11 protein-coding genes are annotated in these 18,380 nt (G+C 55.3%); 1 reads left to right on the top strand and 10 read right to left on the bottom strand.

The features are described 5' to 3' along the window. Positions 1-5 precede the first annotated feature (5 nt). Positions 6-1,076: a hypothetical protein gene (locus ACZ500_RS19765; protein ID WP_464229174.1), complete on the top strand. Its 1,071-nt coding sequence runs from the start codon at positions 6-8 to the stop codon at positions 1,074-1,076. Between the two features lie 795 nt (positions 1,077-1,871). Here the strand turns inward: ACZ500_RS19765 and ACZ500_RS19760 are convergent. From ACZ500_RS19760 to ACZ500_RS19715, 10 genes are all read right to left on the bottom strand, one after another. Beyond that, positions 1,872-2,027, bottom strand: a complete 156-nt coding sequence (locus ACZ500_RS19760; protein WP_464229172.1) for a hypothetical protein — start codon at positions 2,025-2,027, stop codon at positions 1,872-1,874. 151 nt (positions 2,028-2,178) lie between these two features. Then, complete coding sequence (locus tag ACZ500_RS19755; protein ID WP_464229171.1) at positions 2,179-2,385, bottom strand: hypothetical protein; 207 nt, start codon at positions 2,383-2,385, stop codon at positions 2,179-2,181. Further along, positions 2,367-11,105 carry a glycoside hydrolase family 94 protein gene (locus ACZ500_RS19750; protein WP_464229170.1) on the bottom strand — a complete coding sequence of 2,913 codons (8,739 nt, stop codon included), beginning with the start codon at positions 11,103-11,105 and terminating at the stop codon, positions 2,367-2,369. Before ACZ500_RS19750 ends, ACZ500_RS19755 begins: the two co-directional genes overlap by 19 nt. Before the next feature lie 323 nt (positions 11,106-11,428). After that, positions 11,429-11,554 carry a hypothetical protein gene (locus tag ACZ500_RS19745; protein WP_464229169.1) on the bottom strand — a complete coding sequence of 42 codons (126 nt, stop codon included), beginning with the start codon at positions 11,552-11,554 and terminating at the stop codon, positions 11,429-11,431. Between the two features lie 132 nt (positions 11,555-11,686). Beyond that, the gene (locus ACZ500_RS19740; RefSeq protein WP_464229168.1) at positions 11,687-11,851 is read right to left on the bottom strand and encodes a hypothetical protein; all 165 of its coding nucleotides are present in this window, start codon (positions 11,849-11,851) and stop codon (positions 11,687-11,689) included. A 52-nt stretch (positions 11,852-11,903) separates the two neighbouring features. Beyond that, positions 11,904-13,685, bottom strand: coding sequence for an ATP-dependent zinc metalloprotease FtsH (gene ftsH, locus ACZ500_RS19735; RefSeq protein ID WP_464233092.1), 1,782 nt, complete (start codon positions 13,683-13,685; stop codon positions 11,904-11,906). A gap of 461 nt (positions 13,686-14,146) precedes the next feature. Beyond that, positions 14,147-14,464: a hypothetical protein gene (locus ACZ500_RS19730; RefSeq protein WP_464229167.1), complete on the bottom strand. Its 318-nt coding sequence runs from the start codon at positions 14,462-14,464 to the stop codon at positions 14,147-14,149. A 14-nt stretch (positions 14,465-14,478) separates the two neighbouring features. Continuing rightward, entirely contained in the window at positions 14,479-14,961 is a 483-nt protein-coding gene (locus ACZ500_RS19725) for a hypothetical protein (RefSeq protein ID WP_464229166.1), read from the bottom strand. A gap of 1,079 nt (positions 14,962-16,040) precedes the next feature. Further along, positions 16,041-16,250: a hypothetical protein gene (locus ACZ500_RS19720; RefSeq protein WP_464233091.1), complete on the bottom strand. Its 210-nt coding sequence runs from the start codon at positions 16,248-16,250 to the stop codon at positions 16,041-16,043. 214 nt (positions 16,251-16,464) lie between these two features. Continuing rightward, positions 16,465-17,997 (bottom strand): Fic family protein, encoded by a 1,533-nt coding sequence (locus ACZ500_RS19715; protein WP_464229165.1) that lies wholly within the window; start codon positions 17,995-17,997, stop codon positions 16,465-16,467. Positions 17,998-18,380 lie beyond the last annotated feature (383 nt).

The raw sequence follows: 18,380 nt of genomic DNA, 5'->3' as shown, positions 1-18,380 counted from the left end.
CCGTCATGCTTGATTCCAAAAGGCTTGAGCGCCTTGCGAACCTCATCCGGCGCCATTCCCGCAACCGGATCGACCGTGAAGACTTGTGGCGCATGTTCGCCACCGCTTTTCCGGCCCGCCCACAGGGTTCGGAAGAACGCCATTTGTTTCTCGAAGCGCTAAACGCGTTGAAACGGCAGGGACTTCTTCGCCTGCCGCCCCCGCGCAGCCCGCGATGGGATCGAACCTTGGGCCCGGCTGTCCCGGCCTCCGTAGACCGGGTGAGTGCCCCCTTGCCGGGCAGAGACAACAGCTGGCGCTCATTCCCCTGGCATCCGGCACTTCAGTGGGTTCCGGATCTGGTTCAGATCAGTCGTCAGCGGATCGAGTTTCTTCATTCGGTCCACGAAGCCATGGTTGGCGGCTGGTTGGAAAAGCCCGCGCCGCTCAAGTACCGCTCCCTTCAACTCACTGGAGATGAGAAAGGGTTGACCCGTCTCGTCAGCACGCAGCTTTTCGGGCCAGGGAGGTTGAGCCTTGAGTTGCTCGGTTGTGTGCGGGAAGCCATCCCTTTGGCCTGGGAGTCCGTTTCTGATCATCCCTCCATACTCATATTCGAAAACGCAGGACCTTTCTGGTGCGCCCGGCAAGCACTGGGCAAGATGTCTGCCCCTCCCTATGGCATGGTGGGATACGGCGGTGGGAAGAGCTTTCAGGCGTCGCTGAAACATCTCTTGACCATCGGGCGCCCGCTCGAGTCGATTTTTTACGTGGGCGATATGGATTCTCCCGGCCTCAGGATCGCGGAGGCCGCGCACCATGCAGCAGCCGAGATCGGTCTGCGGCAGATCCTGCCGGCCCCTGGCTTTCATCTGGCTATGCTCGAGACCGCAGGCCGGTTTGGACATGCCAAAGGCTGGCCTGCCGAATCCAGAGGAACCCCGATAGAACCTGGTAGCGCTTTTCTCAGAGGCCTTTCACTGGATCTTCAGGAGAGAATCCTTGCCATAGTCAATTCCGGCCGGCGGATCCCCGAAGAAGTGTTGGGCCCTGACGAAATGGAGGTCATCTGGAGGAAAGGTGTGAATCATCCTTGACAAATCTCGAACGAAAGTTTTCACACACGATATGGCATTGTCCCACCTCAGTGAACTAAAGTGCAGCGGCGCTCATTGTGGCAGTATTGGCGCCAGCGGCTTTTTAGGCGGTTTTCCGGTAAAAAGAACCTTCAATACGAGCAATGGTACGGCACAAATTGACCAGATAATTGGCTCCGATTTAGCGTGCCGGCGGACGAAATTTCCGCAGTCATTCTCCGAGTCAAAATATAAGGCCCAATGCGCTCTGATGATGGAATAAGCAATATCGATGGATACAGATGATCTATCTGAAATGGCGTGGAAGATTATCGATCGGGACGCCCAAATTTCCGATACCTTGAAGGTAGATCTCGATGCTCGGAGCAGCAGATATCGCAACGAGGATGATTGTTCCACGGGATGCTAAAATTTCTGCAGAGGGTTGTTGGAGAGCCTAATGACTATGTGTATTGCTGGAGCCTTGAAGAGGAGGAAGGGGTTATTGCAGTCATAATGAGGTAAATCGTTTTGGAACTGTCATGCCAGGCAAAGGACCAGGTTAAATGCCTTGGAGGCGGCTATAACGCCCGATGGCAAAAAATCGCCGAGTGGTAATTCGGTAACGTCGAATGAATTGGGTAATGAATTTGGAAATTGCCATTAAATCCGTTTCTCTTGGAGAAAGCGTCCCGCTCTTTAAAAAAATTATAAAATTACAATTGGTTGGCTTTACCCACCAACCGGAGAATATTATGAAAAGGGTAGCACACGGAGAGCCAGCCAAAAATACAGCCAATTAAGCACCGAGTTTATTTAGTGTCCATCCGGAAATGATTTTCTTATAGAACCCAGTTTCCAATCCGGAAATGAGGATTTTTGGCCAATATCAAGGAAATCAAGCGTTTGTGCGGAGACGACCTGGTGGTCGCCGCACAAGCAAACGTGCAGATCGACGCCGAGATTGGCCAAAAATCCTCATTTCCGGATTGGAAACTGAGTTCGACCGCGAAATCATTTCCGGATGGATACTAATTGGGCTCTTGCGGAAAAACGTCAACCGCGCAAATCAGTCTGAAGTGGCAAAAAAGATGATAAAGTCATTTATGGAACATACGGAGCATTATAGAAGCCCGTCAAAAATCATCTCTTTATAGACGGCAACAAGCGCACCGGAGCGGTCGCAGCCCTCGTCTTCATGCTTCTGAATGGAATTCAGATAGAAGTCAGTGAGGATGGCCTTGAAAAGGCCGTACTCGCCGTAGCCGAGGGGAAATGGGACAAGGCGCTCGTCACCGACATATTCCGCTGTTACGAGACGGCTGCGCACAAACCGGGTATTCTCACCTTGACGGAGTGTTCCCGGCCATCGTCAGTGAGGGGAATCGTTTTGTCGTGTCGTTCAACTCCATCAACAGTCATGCTGGCCCCAACTTTGTCTTCGCGCGTTTGCAGGACCTCGATGTGGTAGACGGTCTCCCGATACCGGTAGTGAACCTTGAACGCCTCCCAATCCACGGGGAGGCAAGGCGCAACATACAGCTTGTCCACTTCCAGCCTCAGCCCAAGAAGTGATTCAATGATCAACCGGTACATCCAGCCGGCCGAGCCTGTGTACCACGTCCATCCACCGCGACCGGTGTGGGGCGAGAGTGCATAGACGTCGGCCGAGACAACGTACGGCTCTACTTTGTAGATCGCAACCGCCTCTGGAGACCTCGCATGGTTCACCGGGTTGATCATCGCGAACATTTCCCATGCGCGGCGGCTGTCACCCAATGCAGCGAACGCCATCGCCACCCAGATCGCCCCATGGGTGTATTGCCCGCCATTTTCTCTCACACCTGGGACATATCCTTTGATATAGCCAGGATTCAAATCTGATTTGTCAAAAGGCGGATCCAACAGCTGGATCAGCGAACGTTCCCGGCGAACGAGACGCTTATCCACCGCCTCCATGGCCAGGCGAGAGCGTTCGGCATCTCCCGCACCGGAAAGAACAGACCAGCTTTGCGCAATCGAATCAATCTGGCATTCGGGGTTGCTCGCCGACCCAAGCGGCGAGCCGTCGTCGAAGTAGGCGCGGCGGTACCACTCTCCATCCCAGCCATCCTGATCAAGATTCCGGCGCAGTTGGGCCGCCTCCCTCTGGCAACGTTCGACGAAAGGCAGGTCCCCGCGCGTACGGGCAATCTCAGAAAACTGCATGAGCACTTCATAAAGGAAAAACCCCAACCAGACGCTTTCGCCCTTGCCGTGTTCACCCACAATATTCATGCCGTCGTTCCAGTCCCCGGAGCCAATGAGCGGCAGGCCGTGCTCACCGAATCTGAGCCCTCTCAGGACCGCTCGCCGGCCGTGTTCGTAAAGACTCGCTGCTTCTTCCGACCAACTGGGTAGATCGTAATAAGAGTCCTCCTCCGGGTTTACCGGGCGGCCCTCGATGAAGTGTATAGACTCGTCCAGCACCCCGGTGTCCCCGGTGCTGTGAACATAGCGGCAGGTCGCCAGCGGCAGCCAGAGGTAATCATCAGAGCAGTGGGTACGCACGCCCCGTCCCGAGGGAGGGTGCCACCAGTGCTGGACGTCTCCCTCGCGGAACTGACGGGCCGCGCAGCGGAGTAAATGTTCGCGCAAAAGGCGCGGTTCGGCGTGGACGAGGGCCATCCCGTCCTGCAACTGATCGCGGAAACCGAAGGCGCCCCCCGGCTGGTAGCTTCCGCTTCGCGCCCAAAAACGGCACGCCAGAGTCTGGTAAAGGAGCCATCCGTTGGCCAGCACATCGAGGGACGGGTCCGGTGTTTCCACCTGCACGGCGCCGAGCGTCTGATTCCAGTAATGCCAAACCTCTTCGAGCGCCTGGCGTGCCGCGAAGGATCCCCGGAAGCGACGCGTCAGATTGCGGGCATCATTGGCGTCCCTTCCTACGCCGAGCGTAAAGATGATCTCACGCTCTTGCCCATCGCCCAGATCAAAGGGAACCTGGATCGCGGCGCAAGGATCCATAGCGGCCCCCACCTTGCCGGAAAGCCGCGACCGGGTCATGGCAGCCGGACTCCGAAGCGTGCCGTTACGACCAATAAACTCCGTCCGGTCGCCGCTCACGGTCCGAACCGCATCGTCCGCGTCGAAAAAACCCACCCGGCCGGCAAATTCCGTGTTGTAGGGGTTCCGCGCGAAGAGCGTCCCACTCCCTGGGTCGACTTCGGTGACCACGTGCATGGCCGATTTCGGCCGCAGTTCGCCCAACACCCATTCCACGTATCCCGTGGCCGAAAGTCGCCGGGATCGGCCGCACTCGTTGCGCACTTTCAACACTGTAAACTTGACCGGCGCGTCCAGGGCAACATAAACCCACAGCTCGGAGCGGATGCCAAGTTCCACGTGCTCAAAGACGCTGTAGCCGAATCCGTGCCGGCTGACGTAAGGCCTCGCTCCGCCGCTTGGCAACACAGTAGGGGACCAGAAGTGGCCCGTCTCTTCATCTCGGAGATAAAAGGCTTCTCCGCTCAAATCGCTCACGGGATCATTGGTCCAGGGGGTGAGACGAAACTCGTGGGCATTTTCGCTCCACGTGCAGCCTTGGCCACTCTCCGAGATGAGGGTTCCAAAGTGTGGGTTGGCGAGCACATTCACCCACGGCGCCGGAGTCACTTGCCCACGCCCGGTCGTAATGACATACTCGCGCCCATCCTTGGTAAATCCTCCCAGCCCATTGAAGAAGGTCAGATCGCCACGAGGCAAAGCGGCGACCGGCGCCGGGTCGGCGTCGGTCAGGCGGGTTCGGGTCGGCGTGAGACGCGGCACGGTTACCTCTCCGAGACGGCGGCGGCTGATCTGGTCTGCCAGGGCCCCCCGACTGTCACTGAGGATGGCTCGAGCAACCGTTTGGATCAGAATCCGGTCCTCGTTCGATATCTGGTCCGCAGGTCTTACAAAGATGCCACCGGGTCGATCGGTTACATTGGCTTCGATGCCGGCGGCTATCAGTCCCATAATCTCTTCGTTGAGGAGCTGCCGATATCCGGCATGATCTTCGTTCCAGATAACCAGGTCCACCGCCAATCCTTTCAGGCGCCAATACGCGTGGGCCTGGACCAGTTGGCGTGCCAGACCGATATTTTCCGGGTCGCCAATCTGCAGCAACACAATCGGCAAGTCGCCGGAAATGGAGTAGCCCCACAGACCGGATTGTCCGCGACGGTTCTTGATGAGGAGCGCCGGATCGGCCCGCAGCGAGGAATCGGCATAAAGGATCGCACTGGCCAGGCGCTTATAGAGCTGCGCGTCGGCCTCAGTGGCGCCGATCTGCCGCAAGACTACCTGGCTGTGTGACCACGCCAGATCGAAGACGCGATCTGCCAGACGCCGATCCTGGTACTTCTCGACCAAACCCAGGCAAACTTCACGAGTGTCCCCGACGCCGGAAACCATGTTGATCGTTGCCTCTTCTTCCGGATCGAGCGTGATGCGACGACGGATGGCGACAATCGGATCGAGTACCGAGCCCTCGCTGCCCGAAAGCGAAGCAGACCCACTCATAGCCCATGGGTCGGCGGCAGTTCTGCCGCGGCCGATAAACCGGCTGCGGTCGGTCTCATAGGAAATTTCTCCGGTGTCCGCCCCGTGCACGGCCATCAGATGAAACATCCATGCGGTGGGTTCACCGGGGGAGCGGGGCCGGCGGGTACAGAGAATCGCCCGCCGCTCGCGGAGGATTTCGGTTTGAACAAAGAGGTTGCTGAACGCCGGATGCGCGGCATCCGCCTCCGGCGAGGCCATGACGACTTCCGCATAACTCGTGACGTCGATCACCCGGCGCGTGCGAGAGCGGTTGGCGATCCGGATTCTGCGCAGCTCGATGTCATCCTCAGGTGAAACAGCGATCTCCGTATGGGTGTCGAACCCGCTATAGCTGCAGCGGAACTCCGCCCCCCCCTCCGAGAAAATCGCTTCGTAAGGGTCCGATCGTTTAAGCGTCGGCTGATAGGCGGTCGACCAGAACTCCCCGCTTGTCTCGTCGCGGAGGTAACAGAAGGTGCCCCAGTTGTCGCAAGTGCTGTCTTCTCGCCATCGCGTGACGGCCATGTCTTTCCAGCGGCTATACCCGCCACCCGCGTTTGTGACCATCACGTGGTATCTGCCGTTCGACAGAAGCTGCACCTCAGGTATCGCAGTGTCCGGACTGCGGAAAACCCGCACCGGCGTCTCCAGCACCGTGGATGTCGCCTGCGAATCGGAGAGTTCGGCGGTGTGCCAATAGAACGTCGAGGCCTTGGGAATACGCTCCTGGAGCAACAACGTGGTCGCCTGAAACAACGGGTCCGACTCAAATCGCCTCTGCATCGGCCGGTCCAGGAGCAGATAGGCCAGGGCGAGGAAGCTCATGCCCTGGTGATGGGCCATATAGGACCGGACCACGGCGCTCGATTGCCCGCGCGGCAGCCGCGACGGGGTGTAGTCGATAGCTTCATAAAGTCCGTATTTCCCAGCCAGCCCTTCCGCAGCGAGTCGCTGCAGATTCAGGCATGCCTCCTCGGGCGCTACCATCAGGGCGAGCGCCGAGGCATACGGCGCAATGACCGAATCCTCTGCGAGCCCGCGTTTAAGCCCCAGGCCGGGCACACCGAATGCGCGGTATTGGTAGTTGAGATGAATGTCGGTTCTATTGTAGCCTGACTCCGAAATACCCCACGGCAGCCCGCGGCCCTTTCCATACTCAATCTGCCTTCCCACCGCAGCCTGGCAGGTCTGGTCAAGCAGGGTCTCTTCGTAGGTCGGCATCACCAAGAGCGGCATGAGGTATTCAAACATCGAACCGCTCCACGAAAGCAGGACCGGTTTTCCGCCGACGGTGGTGAGCAGGCGGCCCAGGGCAAACCAGTTCTCCTGGGGCAGTTTGCCCTGGGCAATTGCCACGAAACTGCACAATCTCGCCTCTGAAGCCAGCAGATCGTAGTAACTCGCATCCCGGCGCCTTTCCGCAACGTTGTAGCCGATCACCAACAGATGACGCGCTTTGTCGAACAGGAAATCATACTCCATATCGGCCAATTCGCCGGATTGCCGCACCAGGCGTTCGATGACCGCAACCCTTGCTTGCGCGCGGCGACTTGACTGAGTGATGAGCCGGCGAAGTTCACTCAGCCGCTCGTTTTCCTCGGGGGTTGCCTCCGAGCCGAGGCGGTCTTCAATAGCCGGCAGCCACTCCCCCTCAAATCCGGCCAATTCGCGCAGGGTGGGAATCTCATCGAGGCCGTCAAAGTTGTTTCGTCCGTCCCGAGTGGGCAACGGCAGTAAGGACCACGGCGTGAGAAACGCCAGCTCATCGAGGGCGTCCTGGCATTGCCGGGCAAAGGCGCGGGCCCACCCGCCCGCTTGGCTTGCAGGATCCGCGTCAAGGCTGCTCGCCACCTCCGCGGCGGATGTCACCAACCGGCCAAGTAACAGCCGCGCCGCTGCGAGCTTATTTGGCCGGGCAACGGATGCCGACGTCAGTTCCTTCCGGAGTTGACCGAGTTGGACTGGAGCGGCTTCTCCAGCAGCATCCACGAGAATCCGCAAGGTGTCACTGAGTCCGTCAAACCATCGCACCTCCAGGATACGGTGCTCGGGAAGGGCGAGGAGACCCGGCCGCAAGGTCAGCAGGTGACCCGCGAGGTTCCCGCTGTCCACCGTCGAAATATAGGTCGGTTGCAGCGGCTTCAGAGACTGGGTGTCATACCAGTTGTAAAAGTGGCCTTGGTGGCGTTCCAGGGCTTCCATGGTGTGGAATGCATTCGCCGTGCGTTCGATGAGTTGTCCGGCCGAAATGTAGCCGAAGTCGTAAGCGGACAGATTCGCCAGGAGTGCAAGTCCCATGTTGGTGGGCGAGGTACGATGCGCGACCACGGGGGCAGGATGCTCTTGATAGTTGTCCGGCGGCAGCCAATGATCTTCCGGGCCGACCAATGTCTCGAAGAACGCCCAGGTCTTTCTGGAAAGCGTTTTGAGAAAGAGGGTCTGATCAGCCGTCAGCCTTGTTCGCCGGCGGGTAAGAGGCCGGCTGATCCACCAGGCGATCGCAGGAGAGGCAAGCCAGAGGCCCAGGATGGGCCACGCCACACCGAGCGCGCCCGGCCTCGAAACGGCCAGGTAAATCCCGACGGCAACGGCCAGGACGGGGGCAAACCACATTGTCCGCCAAGAAGCGGCAAGATCCGCGCCGTTTTGGCGATACGCGTCGGTCGATGGGTTCCACTCCAGAAGTCGTTTGTGGCTGACCCACATTCGCCAGGCCGTGCGCACAATCGCATCCAGGCTGAAGTAGGCCTCATAGGGGAGACAGGTGAGTGTGAAAGCCGCCTGAGCGGAGTGCTGGCCAGCCGCGCGCATCGTGTCCGCCAGATGCTGACGCAGCCGCAAATCGCCCGGTTTCTGAAACAGATCCAGTAAAGAGACCATCCCGGGGGGGATCAGGACAATGCCGATTACGGCGAGGGTCCATAGCCAGGGCGGGGACAAGACAGCCCAGCCGAGGAGCAGCAACGAGGTTAACGCCGCCGAAACAAGGCTCCGGCGAAGATTGTCGAAAATCTTCCATCGGGACACCCCGGAAAGCGGATTCTTGCGGTGGTTTCCCCCGTGACCGGGAACGCCCGGCAGCAGCCAGCGGGCGATTTGCCAATCCCCGCGAATCCAGCGGTGCCTCCGGTTCACGTCCGCGCTGTAGCGGGATGGATATTCCTCGTACAGGAGCACATCGCTGAGCAGCCCCGCCCGCGCGTAGCATCCCTCCACAAGGTCATGGCTGAGGATGCGGTTCTCGGGAAAGCGCCCCTTGAGGGCCCGCTCGAATGCATCGATATCATAAATTCCCTTGCCAATGAATGAACCTTCACCGAACAGGTCCTGGTAGACATCGGAGACAACGCGGGTATACGGGTCGATGCCTGGCTCACTCCCACACAATCGCGCGTATCGCGACCGGTTGATTCCCGGCAAGCTCCCAGCCACCCGGGGCTGAAGGATGCCGTATCCCTCATCGATCCGCTGCCTGTCCTCATCGTAGCAAGGCCGATTCAGCGGGTGAGCCATGGCGCCCACAAACTGCCACGCCGAATCGCGGGGCAGCTGCGTATCCGTGTCCAGCGTGATCACATACTTCACGTTCGATAACACGGAAACATTCCCAACGATGAGGCAGAAGCGATCCGTTGTGCCGCCGCGCAGAAGTGAATTCAAATCCGCAAGCTTTCCTCGCTTCCGCTCGTAGCCCATCCAAATCTGCTCCTGCGGATTCCAGCGGCGCGGACGATGAAAGAGAAAGAACGTATCGGCTTTAGGGTCTCTGTACTTTTCGTTCAGTTCTTGAATTCTTCTTTGAGCCAGCCCCAACAGAGGTTCATCCTCCGGAAGCGTTTCCTCAGGTGCATCCCGGAAATCCGTCAACAGACCGAAGTGAAGGTGTTCGTCCCGATTGGCCAGGAATCGAACTTCCAGTGCCTCGACCAGATCCTCGACGTTTTGCGCGCTCGTGAGCATCGTCGGAATCACGGCCAGAGAGCGCGCTTCCAGAGGAATTCCTCCGGAAAAGTCCATTCGTGGAAGCAGGCGCGGCGTTGTCATTAACGTCGCCAGCCAGTTTACGAGTGCCACAGCCAGATGGCTTGCGCCCAGCAGCAAAGGGAGACCTATCAGCGCGACCAGCCAATCCTGGTATCCCATGGTACGCGCCTTCAACAATAGACTTCCGGTGAAAACAGCCGTAATCAGGGTGATTGTGCCCAGATAGAAGGGCAAGGGGAACTGCCGGCTCAATCGCTGAAGCGCCTCCAGGTGAGATCGGCGCACCTGCGCCGCCCCTTCGAGTTGCTTTAATCCCTTGTCGATCAGGTAGAACCCGACATGGGCTGCTCGATCGTTGCGGTTGTTTTTGGCTGCGGCCTCGCAGGCCAATCGGATCGCTTCACGGGCCAACTCGCTTTCGGATTGTCGGCTGCGCTTTGCGATCTTTTCCACGGCGTGACGGTAGCGATCTCGGGTGGCAAAATCCATCCTGCCGTAGACGCCACCAGGATCCGAACGTAGGGTCTGTTCGACGGCGCTCATCGTTTCGACGAACCTGCGCCAGTCCGTCGCTCCCAGAAATCGAAGGCTGCCGATGCTGTTGCTCAGGGAAACCTGATCGGCGGCCTGTTTTTGGTTCTCCGCCTGCACCAGGTGCTCGATCGTCAGGCCGGATTCGGAAAGGCGCTGTTCAATCCAGGTGAGAGGCAAAGCCAGGGCGGGACTTTGTCCCTGCAAGCGGCGCGAAAACTCCGCAACAAATGAACTCACCAGCGGCGGGTTCGACCGGGCCATATCTGAAATCACGAGAATCAGGCTCTTCGGGTCTTTCTCCGCAATCTCCGTCATCTGGTCCGCCCAGTAGTCCGCGCTGTTGCGATCCACCCGGTCGGCGGCAATGCGCGCCCCAACACGACGCAGGTTTTCGATCAGGGCAAGGCGCAACATGATCGGGACAGCCCACAATTCGCCAAGCTTCAGAATGGTCACTGTCTGGTAGGCAGCCACAAAACTGCTGAGACTTTCCGGATCCGCCCTCCCATCGCCATGCGAAATAATCTCCAGCGCAATGTCATACACGCGTGGACGCCCTGCCGACGGACCGTTCAGCAAGCGCGGCAGTTCCAGGCTGTAACCCTTGGGCAAATGCCGCCGGGCCAGCCGTATCTGTTCTTCGATCAGATAGAAGTTGTCGAGCAGCCATTCCCCGGCCGGTACAATCCGGCGGTTGGCCTTGACTGCCTCCGTCAGCAGGTTGCGGGCTCCAATCAAGGCACCTTCATTCTCAGCCAGACGCGTAAGAAGTCGGTCCGAAGCACGTCCCAAACTCAGCTTGTGCATATCCGCCAACGCCTTGCCGTGCCGCTTCATCTGGTCGCTGCTGAGCAGTTCCGCTCGCAGCGGCGGCTCGCCGCCGGCGTACTCTTGTGCCAGGCCGGCTTTGCCGGGATGCGCCCTCAAATGGAGCAGGCTCCGGAGGATCCTCCTGCCGCTTAGCCTCACTCTTGGTATCTCCTTTGAAGCAAAAGGATGTCACAAATCCCACCCTTTTTGCTTTTGATTCAACGCTTGTGCATTATGAATGAGACCCCCAAGGGCTCCCCTCGACGTTGCCTTGAAAGCATGATGGGAGGCTCGCTTGGCAGAGAGCATCCTCAGGCCTGCCCTCAGCATGCAGGAGGTTAACAGGCCGTTCAAAAACACCCATCTGCTGCGTTGCGCTCGGATTAAAGCTTTGCTTGGACACGGTTGATCACCGAAGCTCTCAACTGGTCAACTTACCGATACAGCTCGATAAATCCCATTGCAAGCTGACTTTTTTACATCTATTTTTCATTTTCCCAAACTGATTTACTTTTATCCTTTTTTTCTTTCCGCTTTTCTTTTGGCGTGGACTTGCTCTTTTTCTGTTCTTCTCGTTTACCTTTATCTTTTTTCCCTTTATCTCCCATCTCAACACCTTTTCCTTCAAAGAAAACTATTTATTTGATAAACACAGATATTTACTTACATAACTTCAGGATTTCGCAAGTTCGCAACAAACGCATTATCCACAAGCAACCACCTGATTTCCTTGGTCTTGGCTAATGTCCATCCGGAAATGATTTCGCGGTACAACCCGGTTTCCAATCCGGAAATGAGGATTTCTTGTCAATATCAAGGAAATCAAGCGGTTGCGCGGAGGCGACCTGGTGGTCGCCGCACAAGCAAACGTGCAGATTGACGCCGAGATTGGCAAAAAAGACCATTTCCGGATGGAAACCAGCTTACTGCAATGTCCAAAGCTCATTCAATCACCCATCATTTGCTCGCTTTTTCCAGATCTAATGTTGCTATTCCGGATGTGGCTGCCGACAACATCTTTCTTAGCTCCTCTCCCTGCACACTTTCCTTCTGCGAAAGAAGATGGGCCAACTCATCAAGCACCGCTCGCCGCTCCGAGAGGATCTTACGCACGCGTTGGTGGGCTTCCTCGACAAACCGCGCCACCTCTTCGTCGATTTGAGCGGCTTTCGCTTCACTGTAATTTTTGCTTGGAGAAAAACTCTCCGGAAGAAACATCGGCTGATGAGGACGCTCATAGCTCACCAGTCCCAGGCGATCGCTCATGCCATATTCCGTGACCATGGACCGGGCAATATCCGAGGCCCGCTGCAAGTCGTTCTGGGCACCGGTTGAGATTTCGTTAAAAACCAGTTCCTCCGCTACCCTGCCACCTAAAAGAACGGCCAAGCGATCTATCAACTCCGAGCGCGTCATTAAATAACGATCCTCAGTGGGCTGTTGCTGGGTATATCCGAGCGCCGCAATCCCACGGGGGATGATGGAAATTTTATGCACAGGGTCGGCATACTCAACAGACTCGGCCACAATCGCATGTCCGGACTCATGGAAGGCGACAATTTCTTTCTCCTGAGCATTCATCATCCGGCTCTTTTTCTGAAGACCCGCAACCACCCGCTCAATGGCCTCATCGAAATCCGCCACCCCTACCACTTCTTTATTATTTCGGGCAGCCAACAGCGCGGCTTCATTGATGATATTGGCCAGATCCGCTCCCACGAAGCCGGGGGTGCGGCCGGCTATCATGCGGAGATCTACTTCGGGACCTAAAAGCACATTTCTGGAGTGGATTTTCAAGATGGCTTCCCGTCCATTGATATCTGGCCGGTCTACCAGGACCTGCCGATCAAACCGTCCCGGACGCAACAAAGCGGGATCCAGAATTTCCGGCCGATTGGTGGCGGCCATGATGATGACCCCTTTATTCGTTTCGAACCCGTCCATCTCCACCAGAAGTTGATTGAGCGTTTGCTCTCTTTCATCGTGTCCACCCATGACATTCATCCCCCGGGCCTTGCCCAAGGCATCCAACTCATCGATGAAGATGATACAGGGAGCCTGATTGGCGGCCTGAGAGAAGAGATCACGGACGCGAGCCGCTCCTACGCCGACAAACATCTCCACAAACTCAGACCCGCTGATGCTGAAGAAAGGCACTTTGGCCTCCCCGGCCACGGCCTTGGCCAGAAGGGTTTTGCCTGTCCCCGGCGGGCCGACCAGAAGCACCCCTTTGGGTATCCTTCCCCCCAGTTTCTGGGATTTTTCCGGAGTGCTCAGGAATTCAACCACTTCCCGCAGCTCTTCTATAGCCTCATCGATGCCTGCTACATCACTGAAGGTGACCTTTGTCTCACTCTCGGCAAAAATCTTGGCTTTGCTCTTGCTAAAAGACATGACCCCCATCCCCGGCCCCATCTTTTTCATGGCAAATCGCCAGATCACAAAAAAAACGGCTAGTGGAAGAACCCAAGAGAGCAGGCTGCTCAAGAATTTGCTTTCGTACCGCCCCGAATAACTGACATTGCGTCCATCAAGATCCTTGACCAGATCCGGATCATTCACGCGAACGGTCGTAAACTCCTGAACTGGCGATCCTGTCAGCGTTCCTTTTATATTTTCAGGGCCGATGACTATTTTGTCTACAACCCCTCCGGCGATGTATTGTTTGAATTGACTGTATGGAATCGTCTCCACTTTTGAAGAAGAGAAAAACGGCTGCAGATAAGAAAGAAAAAGCATGGCTAGCAGGAAATACCAGATGCTGAAACGAGTCTTTGGCGGCAATCCAGTCTTATTTTTCTGATGATCATTGGAGCCGAATATGGAACGAAATTTATCTTTCAAGTTGACTATCGGATCTTTATTTCCATTGGATGCCATTTCATTTCCCTATATTTTCCTGCGAATACATACCCTAACTTATTGAAGTTACGAATAACTCCATTTGACTCGCGAATGATTAACTACTTATAATAAACTATAATGTTCCAAATTTGATTGAGCGTCCACTGTTTATTCCAAGGTTTTCGATACCGATCGGAAAAGATGGTTCTTTAAGCCCAGCGTGGCCTTCATAATATTCTTACTCGCCTCGGCCATGCCTCAGCGCTAAGGAGATTACGGTTTTTATTCTGGATTTAATGACATTCCGTGAAACTGCCCTCATCGGGCGCTTCGATTCCCACAAAAACTGTATCAAATCAAGATTTTACCATCATATCCAGGAGTTCAGGGTCATCCGCGAGATTAATGGAGGCTTCTGTGAAAAAGACACATCCCTTTTTATCTCTGCGCCATTCGATCAGGGCGGGAAATAAATGGGTTTTGAGGTATTCGGTGTTCCCAATAAAATTGTCGTCAACAAAGAATATACTGCCCCGCCAGCCGCAGGCATCAATGAGGTCCAGTTCCGAGATGACTTGTTTAGGTCTTTTTAGTCGTGCCCGATGGCCGAATAATGTGGTCACATTGCAGAATTCACAGTTGAACGGACACCCTCTCGAAAACTGAATGTTCATGGACGCATAATGTTTCATCCTCTGGAGATCCCATGAGGGGGACGGAGTATCACAAAGATCGCAGAAACCGGAAGCCCTGTAGATTTTTTCGGTTTTCCGTTTTCCAAGTCCGACAGAAAGGCGGGAAGTGTCAGTTCCGCCTCGTCGAGCACGAGATGATCCACCGCTTTGAATTCATCAGGTTCAGAAGTAAAAAGCGGACCGCCGGCCACGACTCTTAAACTTGAAGCGTTACAGCGGGTGATGATTTCTTTGGCCGATTTCCGCTGAATCGCCATGCCTCCGATAAAAGCCATATCCGCCCATAAAAGGCCTTCATCCGTTAGGGTATCCGCATTTACGTCCACAACGCGCTTGAGCCATTTCTCTGGTAACAGGCTGGCGACGGTGAGCAAACCAAGCGGTGGGAAGGCCGCCTTCTTCCCGATAAAGCTTAACGCGAAAGTGAACAACCAAAAGGTATCCGGAAATTTCGGGTAAATAAGGAGAACATTCATATTAACAGGACCATTTCTGCTTAGATATATTAAGATTCAATCTATTTTTTCCTTACCGAAATGACGGCTTCGATTCCTTCAGACTCTGAAATCGTATAGATTTTGATTTTTAACGGCTCGCGTAAGAGGCTTTTTGTTCCGAGCAAAACACCGAATATCTCAGATTTGATATGATCGTCCAGGTCATGCCTGTTTTACCATTCGAAAATCAGGTTAAAAACATTCTTGTCTCCGATATCACAGAAAATCCCATAACTCAGATATCCATTTTTTTCTCCAGTGGTTCAACCATTGACAATAGAGTTTGCATAACTTCTTTCTGTTTTTCCGGAAGCACAACCATTATTATTTTTATTACAAACATTGAGGACACCAAGCGGCAATATCAGCCTTTTTGTGATTTAAATTGCTTTTAATATCGTTCAATATGAAGGTGACTGTAACACAATCACTCACCACCATGAAATGAATTTAGTGAAGCCAAAACGGGAATACTTCTGACGCTGTGAACTATATTTTCACATTCAATCCTTGTGCCAAGTCGCTCACTTTGTTGTTGCACTACTCATCCTTTTGATATTTATTCAAAATTAGCTTGACAAGTGCTACCAGTTCCCCCATTGGCAAACAAATAAAAACGGTCATATATATCCAATGGCCAAATATGGCCTATTTAAACTTTTTTTGCTGTTGCGAAGGGCAATGAAGAAAGGCGGGGTTACATCACAACAGAAATTGGCCCTGCAGAGTATTTCTTGGGTGGAGTCGATGCATTTGGTTTATTTTCGCAGGTTGCTCCATTGAAATGAGAATTCACGGTTTTCCAATCCCAAATTTACGCAATCGAGCGCGCAAGGTGCTCCGCTTGAGCCCAAGGATAACGGCTCCGCTGCTCTTTCCGCTGACCTTCCAGTGGGTCCCCTCAAGTACCACGAAGGCTTTCAGTGCCAACCTGATCAAACGCGAGTTTCTACTGGACCGGAGAACCGTGCACAGTTCCACCCAGAGGATTTTTCAAGGGATTAGGGTCAAAATCAGGCATGATGAACGGATTGGGGAACAGCGTCGAGCGACATCTCTTATCGACCGAGGGTCAGGACTTCTTGGACGTCACCGAGCGCCAAGAAGTACGTCAGGGGTAGCAGCGCAGAAAGGCGAAATCCCGTATGCTCATAAAATTGGGCGGCCTTCTCATGCAAGGCATGACCAAGCAGGACCCGGATGCCTGCAATTTCTGCCGCTTGCAACGTCCGAAGCACAGCGTCACGAAGCACAGCGTCACGAAGCAGGCCAAAGCCAAAGCCTCGCCCTCGCCACTCCTCGTCAAACGCGAGAGGCGGCCTAACACCATGATGGGAATGGGACCGGGCATGCTGCGCCGCACCTTAGACGGGGCCTCGGAGGCGGCCACGGGGCATGCGAGCATCGAATGGGGCATAAGGCCGAAGACATCGAGAGAGGTGCGCCTCGATCGAAGAATTCAACCGATTCGAGGGACCGCCATCAATCATCGTTCGAAGTTCTGTTTCCGTAGGCCGCCAGAACCGCCTGTTCCATACGGGCGATTTCCTCGTCCGACATAAAATCGAAGTGGCTCGCGCGTTTGCGTGCCGAAAGTCTGCCATTGTTTTCCAGGCAGAACCGAATGAAAAGGTCGATCTTCCGGTCGGGCATGTCCACGATCTCCTGGATGGCATTCTTTGTTTCATCGTAGTTCGCCCGGAACGCCAATTCTCGAGCGAGTTCCATCTCGATGGTCTGATCGATGAATCGGAAGAGCGCCTCCACCTGGGGGGTCATATCGATATAGCGGTACCACCTGGCCGTATCGTTGTAAACGGTCATGCGGCCTTCTTGATCGAGCGAGTATTCCACCAGGACCATCAGATCCCGCGAGAACACTTCGAGAGATGCGTCATAGTCGGCAGGGTTTCTCAGCATGGATGCCGAAATGGGAAACATGATGCCTTTGGGTGTAAATCCCCGGCGGGAAAGAATGTTGTGGATCAGGAAACGGTGGATCCGGCCGTTGCCGTCTTCGAACGGGTGCAAAAAGACGAACCCATAGGCGATGACGGCGGCGTGGACGACGGGGGACGCATCGCTCGCGTCCATGCGCTTGTGGGCGGCTACCAGACCCCCCATCAGGCCGGCCAAATCCTCAGGCTTCGGACATGCGAAGTGTATCCTTTCCTTCTGCCAGGCGATTGTCTCTCCGACATAGTTCTGGCTCGTCCGGTAGTCCGAATCGCGAAACCGTGGATCGACGATGCGACTCTGAAGTTCGATCAGGCGCGGTTTTTCGCAAAAGTCCTCCTGCTCGGCCAGTTGAAGCAGCGCTACGAACCGCTCGGTCCGGGTCGATGTGGGCTTGATATGTTCAATCTCAAAAGATGATTTTGTCTCCTTAGTGTAAAGATAGCCAAGCGCCCTCCTCAGCAATTCCGGGGAATAGCTGGACACCAAGTTGCGGCATCGCTCGGGAAGATCGGCTGCTTCGAAGTGGCGAAGGGTGTCAGTACGGCGAACGGTTGGGCAAAATCGTGGGTCGCCCAGCAAATTGTCGTTGATTCGTTGACGACGGACCTGGCGGGCTGGGCTGACCGCGTAGTATTTATCCGGATCGAGCAGATCGATGTAGTTGCCCCGCTTCACATCACGCAGCGGAAGCCTTTTGCCGCTCAGAAACTCGCAAAGATACCACAGCCTTCTCGCGTATTTGCCGGTTGGTTTGGACCGGACATATTCGAGGAAATCTTCCTCTGCAACCTTTTGAAACAGGCTGGCGAGTATCGCGAGATTCGTACCATCATACTTGAGCGCAAATTCGAGATGACCGCCCAGTGCATCCCCCGGCCAGTACTTGGGCGGGTATACCTCCTCGACGATGCCCCCGCTCGAGTCGATCCGGTGGATTCCGCTGGTAGTCACCAGGGACCTGTGCCAATTGGGAAAAACATCGAGGTCGTATCGCTCGATAAGAGCCGCATACCCTGCGGGTCTGTCAGTCGATCTATCCTGATCGATTTCCGCCATGGCTTCTCCCGGAAAAATGATTACTGCACTAGAATTATCGTTATTTTTTGACATAAATCAAGAAAAATCATTACGGGATGCCGTTCCCTCTCATTCCCAACCCACCAGGAAAAATGAGTACGGCACCAGAAAAGCAGTTTCAGAACCAGTTTGTAAGGGAAATTTCGTTATGCCAGATTCGTTCGGGCTCTTTCCAGTGAGGGCCACACTCGCAACTCAGCCTCCCGCCAAACCAACGTCCCTTCCCCTCCTACGATGGATAAACCGAGCGGCGGGCCCATCCCGCCACACAGCGCAAATGTCGCGCCCACAAGGGCAAAAAAAGCGAGAGGACTCCGCTGGAAACACGAGCCGACATGATACCCGAAAGCCCCGTATCCGGG

It is taken from the genome of Desulfatiglans parachlorophenolica (genome assembly GCF_055394735.1).
This window is presented reverse-complemented; position numbering and strand designations above follow the sequence as displayed.

Coding starts and splice junctions, on each gene's coding strand:
- ACZ500_RS19725 (WP_464229166.1), bottom strand. CDS start 14,961: ATGAATGTTCTCCTTATTTACCCGAAATTTCCGGATACCTTTTGGTTG.
- ACZ500_RS19740 (WP_464229168.1), bottom strand. CDS start 11,851: ATGGTCTTTTTTGCCAATCTCGGCGTCAATCTGCACGTTTGCTTGTGC.
- ACZ500_RS19715 (WP_464229165.1), bottom strand. CDS start 17,997: ATGGCGGAAATCGATCAGGATAGATCGACTGACAGACCCGCAGGGTAT.
- ftsH (WP_464233092.1), bottom strand. CDS start 13,685: ATGCTTTTTCTTTCTTATCTGCAGCCGTTTTTCTCTTCTTCAAAAGTG.
- ACZ500_RS19765 (WP_464229174.1), top strand. CDS start 6: ATGCTTGATTCCAAAAGGCTTGAGCGCCTTGCGAACCTCATCCGGCGC.
- ACZ500_RS19730 (WP_464229167.1), bottom strand. CDS start 14,464: ATGAACATTCAGTTTTCGAGAGGGTGTCCGTTCAACTGTGAATTCTGC.
- ACZ500_RS19745 (WP_464229169.1), bottom strand. CDS start 11,554: ATGGGAGATAAAGGGAAAAAAGATAAAGGTAAACGAGAAGAACAGAAA.